Annotated in this window: 10 protein-coding genes; all 10 read left to right on the top strand. The window is 67.5% G+C overall.

Translation table 11 applies throughout. The features are described 5' to 3' along the window. The first annotated feature begins 26 nt into the window (after positions 1-26). The 10 genes from AC1DBL_RS13080 to ftsW all read left to right on the top strand — a co-directional run bounded on the left by AC1DBL_RS13080 (position 27) and on the right by ftsW (position 12,388). Positions 27-398 (top strand): DUF3040 domain-containing protein, encoded by a 372-nt coding sequence (locus tag AC1DBL_RS13080; protein WP_175321592.1) that lies wholly within the window; start codon positions 27-29, stop codon positions 396-398. Between the two features lie 353 nt (positions 399-751). Next, positions 752-1,180, top strand: a complete 429-nt coding sequence (gene mraZ, locus AC1DBL_RS13075) for a division/cell wall cluster transcriptional repressor MraZ (RefSeq protein ID WP_056740915.1) — start codon at positions 752-754, stop codon at positions 1,178-1,180. A gap of 185 nt (positions 1,181-1,365) precedes the next feature. Further along, entirely contained in the window at positions 1,366-2,367 is a 1,002-nt protein-coding gene (gene rsmH, locus AC1DBL_RS13070) for a 16S rRNA (cytosine(1402)-N(4))-methyltransferase RsmH (protein ID WP_441418887.1), read from the top strand. Then, complete coding sequence (gene ftsL, locus AC1DBL_RS13065) at positions 2,364-3,035, top strand: cell division protein FtsL (RefSeq protein WP_441418886.1); 672 nt, start codon at positions 2,364-2,366, stop codon at positions 3,033-3,035. Before rsmH ends, ftsL begins: the two co-directional genes overlap by 4 nt. A gap of 45 nt (positions 3,036-3,080) precedes the next feature. Then, a complete protein-coding gene (locus AC1DBL_RS13060; protein ID WP_476892755.1) occupies positions 3,081-4,883 on the top strand; it encodes a peptidoglycan D,D-transpeptidase FtsI family protein in 1,803 nt (600 codons plus the stop codon). A 113-nt stretch (positions 4,884-4,996) separates the two neighbouring features. After that, positions 4,997-6,652: a UDP-N-acetylmuramoyl-L-alanyl-D-glutamate--2,6-diaminopimelate ligase gene (locus AC1DBL_RS13055; protein WP_476892754.1), complete on the top strand. Its 1,656-nt coding sequence runs from the start codon at positions 4,997-4,999 to the stop codon at positions 6,650-6,652. A gap of 6 nt (positions 6,653-6,658) precedes the next feature. Further along, positions 6,659-8,182, top strand: a complete 1,524-nt coding sequence (locus AC1DBL_RS13050) for a UDP-N-acetylmuramoyl-tripeptide--D-alanyl-D-alanine ligase (RefSeq protein WP_476892753.1) — start codon at positions 6,659-6,661, stop codon at positions 8,180-8,182. Continuing rightward, positions 8,179-9,288: a phospho-N-acetylmuramoyl-pentapeptide-transferase gene (mraY, locus tag AC1DBL_RS13045; RefSeq protein ID WP_175321598.1), complete on the top strand. Its 1,110-nt coding sequence runs from the start codon at positions 8,179-8,181 to the stop codon at positions 9,286-9,288. Before AC1DBL_RS13050 ends, mraY begins: the two co-directional genes overlap by 4 nt. Continuing rightward, positions 9,270-10,871, top strand: a complete 1,602-nt coding sequence (gene murD / locus AC1DBL_RS13040; protein WP_476892752.1) for a UDP-N-acetylmuramoyl-L-alanine--D-glutamate ligase — start codon at positions 9,270-9,272, stop codon at positions 10,869-10,871. The genes mraY and murD overlap by 19 nt, the downstream gene beginning before the upstream one ends. Before the next feature lie 2 nt (positions 10,872-10,873). After that, complete coding sequence (ftsW, locus tag AC1DBL_RS13035; protein ID WP_476926278.1) at positions 10,874-12,388, top strand: putative lipid II flippase FtsW; 1,515 nt, start codon at positions 10,874-10,876, stop codon at positions 12,386-12,388. Positions 12,389-12,394: the final 6 nt, after the last annotated feature.

Raw genomic sequence — 12,394 nt, 5'->3', positions numbered from 1 at the left:
ACGTTGGTCGACTTAAGGAGGTCGTGATGCCGCTCTCGGAGCACGAACAGAAGTTGCTTGAGCAACTTGAGAAGCAGCTGCACGAGGACGATCCCAAGTTTGCCAGCTCGATGGGCTCGGATCCGGGTCGCTCCTGGTCCACCCGTCATCTGGTCATCGGGGTCCTCGGTGCCCTCGCTGGCATCCTGTTGCTGTTGCTGGGCGTCTCGTTGCAGAGCATCATCGTGGGTGTCCTTGGCTTCGTCGTCATGGGTGCCGGCGTTTACTTCGCGACCATGCGCAGCGCGGGCGGCAAATCCAAGTCCGGAGCCGCCGGCCGGAAGCCGGGCAAGCCGCGCAGTTCCTTCATGAGCAACCTGGAGGAGCGGTGGGAGGAAAGGCACCGCGGGGACGCCTGACACGTTCCCGGTTCCGTCGCCGCAACCGCCCCTCCATTCCGCCCCACCGCGACCTCCGGTAGGCACCTAAAGACCCGCTTCGGCGGGTCTTTTGCCGTTAAGCCGGGCATCGACTGCTACGTAGGTGCCCTTCCGGCTGCCCGGCCTCCCCGGGGCAAATCCCTCCACTGCGCCCCACTTTTGACGCTTCCCTTTATTTGCAACGGACATTTGTTTGAAAACTCGCCCAAAATTGCTCCAAAATGTCCCCGATGTCGTTGACGGGGGAGCGAAGTGGAGTAATGTGGAGGACGTAAGAGGGTAGTGGCAGCACAGGGGACGTTGGACTTCCTACAACAGACAGGCGGTGGGCCGTGTTTCTCGGCACTCATTCGCCACGTCTGGACGAAAAGGGTCGAATCATCCTCCCGGCGAAGTTCCGCGAGGAACTTGCCGCCGGCCTGGTTCTCACGAGGGGCCAGGAACGTTGCATCTACGTCTTCAGCGAGGCGGAATTCGGCCGGGTTCACGAGCAGATGCGGGAGGCTCCAATCTCCTCCAAGCAGGCTCGTGACTACATCCGCGTTTTCCTCTCTGGAGCCTCCGACGAGGTACCTGACAAGCAGGGGCGCGTGACGATTCCGCCGGCGCTCCGGGAATACGCAGGTCTCGGCAGGGAACTGGCCGTCATTGGCGCCGGCACCCGCGCGGAGATCTGGGACGCCCAGGCCTGGAACGAGTACCTGGCCGAAAAGGAAACAGCCTTCTCGGAAACCGACGACGCCATCCCGGGGATTCTCTGAAGCCCCGCAGGCGCCGGCACCATCAGCACCAACCGTTTCTTGATCGAGATCTCCAGCCGCCCATCCGGCAGTTCACCTGGCTCACTTCCCCGGAGCCAGGCGGGCCGCAGGGTAGGCGCGGATGGGGATCTGGACCAAGAAGCACACCACCCGACAGGTACTTCCCGCAACGAAAGGACGCAGGCATGAGCGAAGACTCCAACCAGGCGAAGCCTACGTCCGAACGCCATGTACCGGTCCTCAAGGACCGGTGCATCAATTTGTTGGCACCGGCTTTCGAAGAAGCGCGACGCCGCGGCGAGACGCCCGTCGTCGTCGATGCGACGCTCGGCATGGGGGGCCACTCCGAAGCCATGCTGCAGCGGTTTCCGGACCTGCACCTGATCGGCATCGACCGTGACGAGGAGGCTCTCGCCCTGGCCGGCGAACGCCTCAAGCCTTTCGCGGACCGGATCGACCTGGTCCACGCGGTGTACGACGAAATCCCTGAGGTCCTCGAAGACCTTGGCTTCACCGAAGTCCACGGCATCCTGATGGACCTCGGCGTTTCCTCGCTGCAGCTCGACGAGCGCGAACGCGGCTTCGCCTACTCCTTCGACGCGCCGCTGGACATGCGGATGGACACCAGCCGCGGCCAGACCGCCGCCGACGTCGTGAACAACTACAGCGAAGAAGACCTCGTCCGGATCATCCGGAAGTGGGGCGAGGAGAAGTTCGCCGGCCGGATCGCCAACCGGATCGTCGCCGCCCGCGCCGAAAAGCCCTTCACTACCACCGGGGAACTTGTCGAGACCATCCGCGCCGTGGTGCCCTCCGGTGCCGCCAAGTCCGGCGGCCACCCCGCGAAGCGGACCTTCCAGGCCCTCAGGATCGAGGTCAACGAGGAACTCGAGGTCCTGGAGCGTGCAATTCCGGCGGCCGTGGCCTCGATCGCCCTCGGCGGCCGCGTCGTCGTCATGTCCTACCACTCGCTGGAAGACAAGATCGTCAAGGGAGTCTTCCAGGCCGGTTCCAAGTCCTCGGCCCCGCTCGGTTTCCCGGTGGAGCTTGAGGAACATAAAGCCGAACTCAAGACCCTGACGAAAGGCACCGAGGTGCCCACCGCCGCAGAAATCGCAGAAAACCCACGCGCTGCCTCCGCCAGGCTCCGCGCCGTGGAACGCATCAAAGCCAGGAGAGTCGCATGAGCACCGCCGCCGTCAACAGCTTCCCCGTTGCCACAGCTGCCACGGCCCGTGCCCTCCCGGACCTGCACCCGGGTGCGCCCGCACGCAAGTCCCGCACTCCGCTCTCCGTCGTCCGCTCCGTTCCGCGCAAGCGCCGGGCACCGTTCGTCGTGATGTGCTTCGGAATTCTGGCCCTTGCGCTGATGGCGGTGCTGGTCCTGAACATCTCCGTCTCCTCGGCGCAGTACCAGCTGGTGGAGCTGCGGGCCAAGCAGTCCACGCTGACCAAGCAGAACCAGGACCTCACCCAGCAGGTGCAGAATTTTGACGCCCCGCAGAACCTGGCTGCCAAGGCCACGGAGCTGGGCATGGTGGCCTCCACGGTCAAGGGCCAGATTGACCTGTCCACCCTCGCGGTGACCGGCCAGGCCAAGCCCGCCGTCAAGGGCGACGCCCCCGGTGCCGTCATTGCCGCGCCGGCCGTTGCCGGCCAGGTCAATGTGGTTCCGGCCGCCACGGCGAATGAACCCCTCCTGAGCCGCAAGCCGGCCGCGAGCATTCCGGCAGCTGCAGGCGGTGCACCGGCCGTGCCCGCTGCAAAGGCTCCGGCCGTCCGGGCGCCCGCCCTGTCCGTGAACCTGTACGGCGGCTCCGTTCCCGCCCCCGCGCAGAAGGTCCCCGGGAAATAGCCGACGGGACCGACCACCAGCCCAGGCAAGCAGCAAGGAAATATCGTGGCGCAGAACACCGGCAAGGCACGGACAGGCAAGACGCCGAGCGCCACGCGGCGACTGCGGCTCGGGCTGGGCATCATGCTCACGCTCCTGTTGGTAGTGGGCGGGAAGCTGTTCCTGGTGCAGGGCCTCGACGTCGGCGGCATGGCTGAGGCAGCCCTCAAGAACCGGCTGAAGCCGATTGAGCTGCCCGCGGAGCGCGGCAGCATCCTTGACGCCAACGGCACCGTCCTGGCCAGCAGTGTGATCCGTTACAACGTCGTGGTTGACCAGACCGTCAACACCAACACCGAATCCTTCCCGCGGCTCGAGAAGGTCGACGGGAAGGACACCGTCGTCAAGATCCCGCGTGACCAGGGCATCGAAGAGCTCGCGACCGTGCTCGGCATGAAGAAAGACGACCTCAAGGCGGCGGTGACCGGGACGTCGCGCTACTACATCGTGGCGAAGGACATCAGGCCCGACGTCGAGGACCGCATCTCCAAACTCCAGGTGCCCGGCATCGTCACCGAGGGCACCAGCAAGCGGGTCTACCCCAACGGCTCGGTGGCGGGCGGAATCGTCGGCTTCCTCAAGGACGGCACCACCGGCCAGGCCGGGCTGGAGCAGACCCAGGACGAGGTGCTCAAGGGCACAGCGGGCAAGCGGCTGTTCGAGATTGGCGCCGACGGGCTGCGCATCCCGGTGGGCGTGGACCAGTTCACGCCGGCCGTCAACGGCAAGGACATCAAGCTCACGCTGAACTCGGACCTGCAGTACTTTGCCCAGCAGGCCATCCAAAGCCAGAAGGACAAACTCAGCGCGGAGTGGGGCATCATCGTCGTCTCAGACGCCAAGAACGGCAACATTATCGCGATGGCCGACACCGACGCGCCGGACCCCAATGATCCAGGCAAGGTCGCCGCCAAGGACCGCGGAGTCCGTGCGGTGACCGCCGCCTACGAGCCGGGCTCGGTGGAGAAGATGATCACCGCCGCGTCCGCCATCGAGGAGGGCACCGCCCGGCCGCTGGATAAATTCATCATCCCGCCGAGCTACACGGTGGACGGCCAGACGTTCACCGACGCCTTCGAACACGGCACCGAGAAGAGGACCCTGGCGGGCATCGTAGGCTATTCCATGAATACCGGGACGGTCATGGTGGGCCGGCGGCTCAGCAAGGAAAAACGGCACGACTGGCTGCAAAAGTTCGGCATCGGCGAGGCACCGGACATCGGCTTGCCCGCCGAGTCCAAAGGCATCCTCACGCCGGCCGACCAATGGGACGGCCGCCAGCAATACACCGTGCTCTTCGGCCAGGGCGTGGCCCAGTCGACGCTGCAGACGGTCCGCGCCTACCAGAGCATCGCCAATGACGGCGTCATGGTCCAGCCGCGCCTGATCGACAGCTACATCAACCCGGACGGCACCGAAGAGAAAGTCCCGGCCAAGCCCACCCGCCAAGTTGTCTCCAAGAACACCGCCAAGCAGGTCCGCGACATCCTGGAAAGCGCCGTCACCGAAGGCGAGATCAAGGACGCCGCGATTGACGGTTACCGCGTGGGCGCCAAGACCGGCACCTCCGAGTCGCCGTGCGACGACGGCAAGTCGGGTTTCTGCGGCTACACGGCCTCGATGGTGGGGATGGCGCCGATGGACGATCCGCGGTTTATTGTTGAAGTGGTCCTGCAACGGCCCAAGGGCAGCATCTACGGCATCACGAACGGACCCGTGTTCCGTTCGGTCATGAGCCAGACGCTGCGCACGTACAACGTTGAGCCGTCCACCGGCAAACCGGTCAGGCTGCCGCAGTACGCCAAGTAGCACCCAGCTTCACGAGTCAGCAGCAACAACCAGTTCCACGCAGCAGGGCCTGCGTGCGGGGCAATCCTCCGCGCGCGGCGCACGCTGCCCCAGTACCGCAAACGGAGATCCCCTTGTCAGAGCTCAATGCCCAGGACGCGGCCGCCGCGCCGTCCGGCCAGGACTCCACTTCGGCGTTCCGGCCGACGGCGGTTGCCGCGGTGCCGCTCGAAACCATCGGTGAGTGGATCGGCGTCGTCGTACCCGGCTCCTCCGCCGCCGTCCCGGTCACCGGGATCTCGCTGAACTCCCGGGCCGTCCAGCCGGGGGACCTGTACGTCGCCCTGCCCGGCGCCACCCGGCACGGCGCGGACTTTGTGTCCCAGGCGGTCGACGCCGGCGCCGTCGCGGTACTGACCGACGACGCCGGCGCCCGCCTCCTGGCGCTCTCCAACGACATCTCCGTGCCGGTACTGCTGGCCGATGAGCCGCGCAGCCTGGTCGGGCGCCTCTCCGCGCTGATCTACCAGAGCCGGCCGGAACACGCCGCGGCGCCGGCCCTGTTCGGCGTCACCGGAACCAACGGCAAGACCACCACCACCTACTTCATCAACTCCCTGCTCCAGGCGCTGGGCAAAAAGACCGGGTTGATCGGGACCATCGAGATCCTGGCCGGCGGCGAAGCGATCCCCAGCCTCCTGACGACCCCCGAGTCGACGGACGTGCACGCCCTGCTGGCCCTCATGCGCGAACGCGGCCTGGACGCCGCGTCCATGGAGGTCTCCTCGCACGCCATCTCCTTCCACCGGGTCGACGGCGTGGTGTTCGACGTCGCCGGCTTCACCAACCTCACCCAGGACCATCTGGACCTGCACGGGACCATGGAGGAGTACTTCCAGACAAAGGCGCGGCTCTTCACGGCAGAGCGCGCCCGTGCCGCCGTCGTGACCGTTGACGATGAGTGGGGCCGAAAGCTGGCCGCTGACGCCGGCATCCCCGTCACCACGCTCGCCACGGGCTCCGACGCCGCAGAAGCGGTTGCTCCGGGAGCGGACTGGAGGGTTGTGGACCCACAGCCGCGCGGCCTCGGCACCGAGTTTGGCCTGCGCCACCGGGACGGTACCGAACTGCGCCTGCACACCGGGCTGCCCGGCAGCTTCAATGTCGCCAACGCCGCCCTGGCCACGGCCATGGTGCTCGCCACCGGTATCTCCGCGGCCGAGGTGCAAGCCGCCCTGGACAGCGCGGACCCCTTCACCGTGGCCGTCCCCGGCCGTATGCAGCTCGTTGCGACGGCTCCGGCCGCCGTGGTCGACTTCGCCCACAACCCGGATGCCCTCGCCCGGGCGCTCGAGGCAGTGCGCTCCCAGACGCCGGGGTCCAAGGTGATCGTCGTCTTCGGCGCCACCGGCCAGCGCGACCAGGGCAAGCGGCCGGCGATGGGAGCGATTGCGGCCCGGCTTGCGGACATCGTGATCGTCAGCGACGACGACCCGCACGATGAGGACGCGGCGGCCATCCGCGCCGACGTGATGGCCGGAGCCATCGAGGCCAAAACCGCGGAGGGCCTCGGCTGCACGGTCCTGGAGGTCTTCCCCCGCGACGCCGCCATCCGCAAGGCGGTGGAACTCGCCGGCCCGGAGGACACCATCCTGGTTGCCGGGCGCGGCCACGAGGTCTGGCAGGAAGTCAAGGGCGTCAACCTGGCGCTCGATGACCGGGTGGAGCTGCGGACCGCCTTGACAGTACGAGGATTCACCGTTCTCGATGACCAGCGGATAGAGTCCTAAACCGAGATGATTGCATTTACAGCGGCGGAAATCGCCGAAATAACCAACGGCCGGCTGGCCGCCGAACCGGGCCTCACGCCCGGCTCTGTGGTGACCGACTCCCGCGAGGCCACGGCGGGTTCCCTCTATGTGGCCAAGCCGGGGGAGGCCGCCGACGGGCACGATTTCGTGGCCGCCGCCTTCGAACGCGGTGCCGTCCTGGCCCTAGTGGAGCGCGACGTCGCCGCCGCTGACGGGCAGAATTTCCCCGCAGTCGTCGTTGCGGACTCGGTCCTTGCCATGGGCGCCCTCGCTGCTGAAGCGGTGCGCAGGATCCGTGCCCGCCGCGCAGCCCGCGGCGAGGAACTCACCGTGATCGGGATCACCGGGTCCGCGGGAAAGACCACCACCAAGGACCTGCTGGCCGGGATCCTCGCCGAACACGGCGAAACGGTGGCGCCCCAGGGTTCCTACAACGGCGAGGTCGGCGTTCCGCTGACCGTCTTCAAGGCCGGCTATGAGACCCGCTACCTCGTGATCGAGATGGGCGCCACCGGCGTCGGGCACATTCGCTACCTCGCGGACATGGTCCGCCCGGAGATCGGTGTGGTGCTGGCCGTCGGCACGGCCCACGCCGGTGAATTCGGCGGCGTCGAAAACATCGCCCTGGCCAAGGGCGAACTGGTCGAGGCCCTCCCCGCCGACGGCACGGCCGTGCTGAACCTGGACGACGCGAGGGTGGCTGCGATGTCCGCGCGGACCTCCGCGACGGTCCGCGGTTTCTCCGCCCAGCCCGCCCGGGGCGGCCAGCAGGCCGCCATCCAGGCCGAAAACGTCGAGTTGAACGCCGGGGGAAGCCCTGAATTCGACCTCCTGCTTCCGGGCGAGAGCGCGCGGCACCACGTCTCGGCCAAGCTGATCGGGGCCCACCACGTGGGCAACCTGCTCGCCGCGGCCGGGGCGGCCCACGCCGCCGGAATCCCCGGCGCGCAGATCGCCGCCTCGCTGAGCGCCCAGGCGGCTGCCAGCCGCTGGCGGATGGAACGCACCGAACGGCCCGACGGCGTGACCATCATCAACGACGCCTACAACGCCAACCCCGAATCGATGCGCGCCGCCCTGCGGACGCTGGCGGACCTGGGCCGTGGCCGCCGGACCTGGGCCGTGCTCGGCGCGATGCTGGAACTCGGCGAGGACTCCATCCGGGAGCACACCGCCGTCGGCACCCAGGTGGTCCGGCTCAACATCTCCCGGCTGCTGGTAATCGGACGCGAGGCCCGAGCGCTCTACGTCTCGGCCGTCAACGAGGGCTCCTGGGGGGACGAATGCCTGTTTGCCGAAACCGCGGACGAGGCCTACGAAATCCTGCGCTCCGAACTGGAGCCCGGTGACCTCGTCCTCTTCAAGTCTTCCAACAGCATCGGGCTGCGCCATCTGGGGGATCGGATAGCATTACCCCCACATGCGCCGGACGCGCCGGCCGGAAGCTCGGCCGGAAACGCTGCTGAATCCGCCGCCGGAACCGCCACTGAAGGGAGTGCGCTGCTGTGATCGCACTGCTGATGGGCTCCGGTCTGGCCCTGCTGCTCTCCTTCCTGGGGACCCCGCTCTTCATCCGCTTCCTGGTCCGCAAGAGCTACGGACAATTCATCCGGGACGACGGACCCACCTCGCACCACACCAAGCGCGGCACGCCGACAATGGGCGGGACGGTGGTGGTGGTCGCGGTACTGGTCAGCTACGGCATCACGCACCTGGTCATGTGGATGATGAACCCCCGGTCGCCGGGGCCGTCCGCCTCGGCCCTGCTCCTGCTCTTCCTCATGGTCGGCATGGGCCTGGTCGGGTTCCTGGACGACTTCATCAAGATTTCCGCGCAGCGCAGCCTGGGCCTCAATGCCAAGGCCAAGCTGATCCTGCAGGCCGCGGTCGGCATCATCTTCGCGGTCCTGGCCCTCAACTTCCCGGACGAGAACAACGTCACACCGGCGTCGTACCAGATCTCGCTGGTGCGGGACATCCCGTGGCTGAACCTCGCGTTCGGCGGCACCGTGCTGGGCGCCATCCTGTTTGTGCTGTGGTCCAACCTGATTGTCACCGCAGCGACCAACGGGGTAAACCTCACGGACGGCCTGGACGGCCTGGCCGCGGGCGCCTCCGTGATGGTCTTCGGGGCCTACACGATCATCGGGATCTGGCAGAGCAACCAGGCCTGCGGCTCGCCCCGGCAGGCCGGCGCCGGCTGCTACACCGTGCGTGACCCGCTCGACCTCGCCTTGCTTGCCGCCATCCTCAGCGCCGCGCTGGTCGGGTTCCTGTGGTGGAACACCTCGCCGGCGAAGATCTTCATGGGTGACACCGGGTCGCTGGCCATTGGCGGCGCCGTCGCCGGCTTCGCCATCCTGTCCCGGACCGAACTGCTGCTCGCCTTCATCGGCGGCCTCTTCGTCCTGATCACCCTCTCGGTCATCATCCAGGTCGGCTACTTCAAGATCACCAAGGGCAAACGGTTCTTCAAGATGGCCCCGCTGCAGCACCACTTCGAACTCAAGGGCTGGGCGGAAGTGACCGTCGTGGTCCGGTTCTGGATCCTCTGCGGGCTCTTCGTCGCCGCGGGCCTGGGCATCTTCTACGCCGAATGGGTGGTGCTGCTGTGAGCGGGAACATTCCCGAGCCGCTGGCCACGTCCCCGCGGCTGGACGCGCTGACCAGCTGGGACTCGGACTGGGCCGGCCTCCGCGTGGTCGTCACCGGCATCGGCATCTCCGGTTTCGCCGCCGCCGACACCCTGATCGAACTCGGCGCCCGGGTGGTCGTGGTGGACGCCGCGGACAGCGCGAAGGCGCGCGCCCAGGCGGACACCCTCCGGATCGTCGGTGCCGCGGACGTACTGCTCGGCGACGACGCCGTCGCGTCGGTGCCCAGGGTCGACGGCGAGAAGCCCGAACTGATCGTCACCTCGCCCGGCTGGCGGCCCGACCAGTCCCTGCTGGCCGCCGCCGCACGGGCACACATCCCGATCTGGGGCGACGTCGAACTCGCCTGGCGGGTCCGGGAACGCGAGGGCCGCAAGACGGCCGACTGGCTCACCATCACCGGCACCAACGGCAAGACCACGACCGTCGGCCTGACCGAATCGATGCTGCAGGCCGCCGGACTCAAGGCGATCGCGGTCGGCAACGTCGGCACGCCGATCCTGGACGCCCTCCGCGACCCGGTGGACTACGACGTCTTCGCCGTCGAACTCTCAAGCTTCCAGCTGCACTGGAGCCACTCCGTGTCGCCGGTCGCCAGCGTGTGCCTGAACGTCGCCGAAGACCACGTGGACTGGCACGGCTCCTACGACTCCTACCTGGCGGACAAGGCCAAGGTCTACGAGCGCACACAGAAGGCGTGCATCTACAACGCCGAGCAGATTGAAACCGAGCGCATGGTGGAAGACGCCGACGTCGTCGAGGGTTGCCGCGCGGTGGGCTTCACAACCGTCACCCCGGCGATCAGCATGGTCGGCGTCGTCGAAGGCCTGCTCGTGGACCGCGCCTTCATTCCCGAGCGCAAGGACAGCGCCGCCGAACTGGCGGCAATGTCCGACCTCGGACCCGTGGCGCCCCGGCACATGGTTGCCAACGCCCTCGCCGCGGCCGCCCTCGTGCGCGCCTACGGGGTGGAGCCGTCCGCCGTTCGCCAGGGGCTGCAGAACTACCTGCCGGGGGACCACCGCATCCAGCCGGTCGCCCGCCACGAAGGCGTGCTTTGGATCAACGACTCCAAGGCCACGAACCCGCACGCCGCGGCCGCCTCACTGTCCGCTTTCCAGAACGTGGTGTGGATCGCCGGCGGCCTGTCCAAGGGTGTGAATTACGACTCACTGGTCCGGGACAACGCCGCCCGGCTCAAGGCTGTGGTGCTGATCGGCACGGACTCGTCCGGCCTGCTGGCCTCGCTCCAGCGACACGCGCCGGATGTCCCCGTGATCGGCCAGGCCAAGGGTGACACTGAAAACGTGCAGACTGCCGAAACGGCCCACGCCGACGCAGGCCCCTCGCCAATTTACGGCGAGACCGTGATGGCACGGGCCGTCGCGTCGGCGGCACAGCTGGCCACCTCGGGGGACACTGTGCTTCTGGCCCCGGCAGCTGCATCCATGGATCAGTTCTCTTCCTATGCTCACCGTGGCGACGCCTTCATCGAAGCTGTCCGCGAGCTCGTGGAAGGGCAGGCTCAGACCACCGAGGAGTAGCAATGGTCAGCACGCCCACCCGTCCCGCCGCGGCGCGGACGGCCGCCCCAGGCAGTCAACCAAGCAGCAATACAGCCAGGACACCCGTTCGGACGGCGAGCACAAGAGCCGCGGCCGCCGGACCGGTTCCAACACCCGCAGCCCGGGTCCGGGGCTGGTACCGCGGCTTCTGGTCGGCACTGGAAGGCACCGGCAAGTCCCGGAACGGTTCCACGTACTACCTCATCCTCGGCTCCACCCTCGCGCTGACCGCGATCGGCATCATGATGGTGCTCTCCGCGTCGAGCGTGGAGGCGATCGCGGCAGGGGAGTCGCCCTACTCCGCAGCCCTGAAGCAGGGGCTTTTCGCGGCCATCGGCGTCTTCGTCATGTTCGTCCTGTCCCGTGTGAACGTGGTGTGGCTCAAACGCATCGCCTGGTTCGCCATCCTCGGGGCGCTCGTCCTGCTGGTCCTGGTGCTCCTGGTGGGCCGCAGCGCGCTGGGCAACCAGAACTGGATCGAAGTCGGCGGTATCACCTTCCAGCCTTCCGAGGCGGCCAAACTGGCGCTGGCGCTCTGGATGGCCACGGTGCTGCACGCCAAGGCCAAGCTCCTCCACCAGGCCAAGCACGCTCTAATTCCCGTGGTGCTCCCGGGGGCGGCCGCGGTGATCGGCCTGATCCTGCTGGGCAACGACCTCGGCACGGCCATGATCGTCATGATGATCACGGCCGCCGCCCTGTACTTCGCCGGGGTGCGGCTGTATCTCTTCGGCATCGCCGGTGTGGTCCTGGCCGTGGGCACGGTGGTGCTCGCCATCACCAGCCCCAACCGGGTTTGCCGCATCCTGTCCTGGACAGGACAGACCTGCGCCGACGGCTCGGACGTAAACTACCAGTCCACCAACGGCCTCTACGCCCTGGCCTCCGGCGGCTGGTTCGGCGTCGGACTGGGCCAGAGCCGGCAGAAGTACAGCTGGATCCCGGAGGCCCACAACGACTTCATTTTCGCCATCATCGGCGAAGAGCTTGGCCTGATCGGCACCGTCGTGGTCCTGGTCCTGTTCGCGGTCCTGGGCACGGCCATCTACCGCGTCGTGGTGGCCCAGCAGGATTTGTTCCACCGCGTCCTCGCCGGCGCGATCATGGTGTGGCTGCTGGGCCAGGCCACCGTCAACATGGCAGTGGTCACCGGCTTGCTCCCCGTTATCGGCGTACCGCTGCCGTTCATCTCCTACGGCGGCTCGGCCCTGCTGATGTCGCTATGTGCCATCGGCGTAGTGTTGTCGTTGGCCCGGGCCCAGATGGAGCCGAACATGCAGCCGAAGGGGATGCTCAAGTTCGGGCCTGCCGGCTTCGCCAAAGTACTCCGCAAGCGGGCGGGGGCCAGGAGCGCTGCCAGGCGTCCGGCCGCGGCGGCGTCCGCCAAGGCCCCGGCTGCCAGGCCGGCTGCCGGACCGATTACAGCCAGCTCGCCCGGCCGGAAGCCCGGCACCAGGACCCCCGCCCCCAAGAATCCCGCACGGAAGCGTACCTAGCCCACC

This window comes from Arthrobacter sp. 10T44 (assembly GCF_056393885.1).
Note: the sequence above shows the minus strand (reverse complement) of the source record. Positions and strands in the feature narration are given on the sequence as shown.